Origin of the sequence: Sphingobium limneticum, from assembly GCF_008710155.1 — a bacterium.
Classification (GTDB): Bacteria; Pseudomonadota; Alphaproteobacteria; order Sphingomonadales; family Sphingomonadaceae; genus Sphingobium; species Sphingobium limneticum.
Map to the genome: position 1 here is coordinate 1 of NZ_VYPZ01000089.1, position 1,311 is coordinate 1,311.

The following is a 1,311-nucleotide window of genomic DNA, read 5'->3' on the forward strand; positions in this document are numbered from 1 at the left end:
GTTGACGGTGGAAGCCATCTGGCTCAGAATGCATGCCTCGCCGCTCAATGCCGGCGCATAGAGATCTGTTGACCAAATCTCGCTTTCCTTCGTGACCCAGGACGTTATCGGACCGTATATGTGCCGGTGGCCCGCGCGAGATGAACAGGTCGGCGAGCGCTGCCAGAACATCCTCATGCTTGAGCTGCCGCGCGACGATGAGCGCCAGGCACTCCCTGCTGACCTCGTCGATGATCGTCAAAATGCGGAACTTGCGCCCGTCATGCGTGCGCCCTTCGACGAAGTCGTAGGCCCATACATGACCTGGATATTCGGGCCGCAGGCGGATGCAGGATCCGTCGTTGAGCCACAGGCGTCCACGCTTTGGCTGGCGCAGCGGAACCTTCAGTCCCTCGCGTCGCCATATCCGCTCGACCCGTTTATGGTTCACCGTCCACCCCGCATGGCACAGCAGCGCCGTCACCCGGCGGTAGCCGTAGCGCCCATATTGCTTTGCCAATGCGATGATGTCCTCCGTTAGCGCCTGTTCGTCATCCGCCCCGCGCGGCACTTTACGCTGCGTCGATCGATGCTGCCTCAGCACCCGGCAGATCCGTCGTTCGGACATCGGGACCGGAAGCTCTCGTCGTACATGATCGATGCAGCGTCGCCGTCGCGCGGGGCTCAGAAGTTTCCCTTTGCAGCCTCCTGCAGAATCAGTTTGTCCAACGTCAGGTCCGAGATCGCCCGGCGAAGCCGCTGGTTCTCTTTCTCCAGATCCTTCATCCGCCGCGCCTGGTCAGTCTTTAGGCCGCCATACTCCTTGCGCCAGCGATAGTAAGTCTGTTCGCTGACTGCGATCCGGCGACACGCCTCCGCCGTCGAGGCCCCCTGGGCCAGCACGATCTCAACTTCACGCAGCTTCCCGATAATCTCTTCCGGCTTGTGCTTCTTGCTTGGCATTCGTCATCCCTTTCGTGGTCCAGACTATCATAGTCTCTGGGCCACTCAGTGGGGGCAGATCAAGTTTGCCCCCCATCAAACACCGTCATTCGCTTTATGGGTTCACGACCTAGCACTACTTTGGCAGAAGTGAGATTGACGCGCTCGAGAGAGCGCCTCTGCAATGAGGGCATTGGCCTGGCGGTGGGCGCGAGAGGCGGTCAAGGATGGCTTGGCGGACTGCCGGCAGGCTGGGCTGAGGTTGTAGATATCAGCGCTGATTGGCACCGTTCTGTCAGCGCTAAGTGACACCGATCACGAGGGTGCTGCGTGCAGCTTCCACCACGTCGTCAGTGATCGCGTTCAGGCCGTTGATCCTCAGGATGCGCT

Annotated in this window: 1 pseudogene; it reads right to left on the reverse strand. The window is 60.6% G+C overall.

Going from position 1 to position 1,311, the window contains the following annotated elements:
• Positions 1-103: 103 nt before the first annotated feature.
• A pseudogene (locus F4U94_RS24060) lies at positions 104-942 on the reverse strand (IS3 family transposase); the annotation flags it as partial.
• Between the last annotated feature and the right edge of the window lie 369 nt (positions 943-1,311).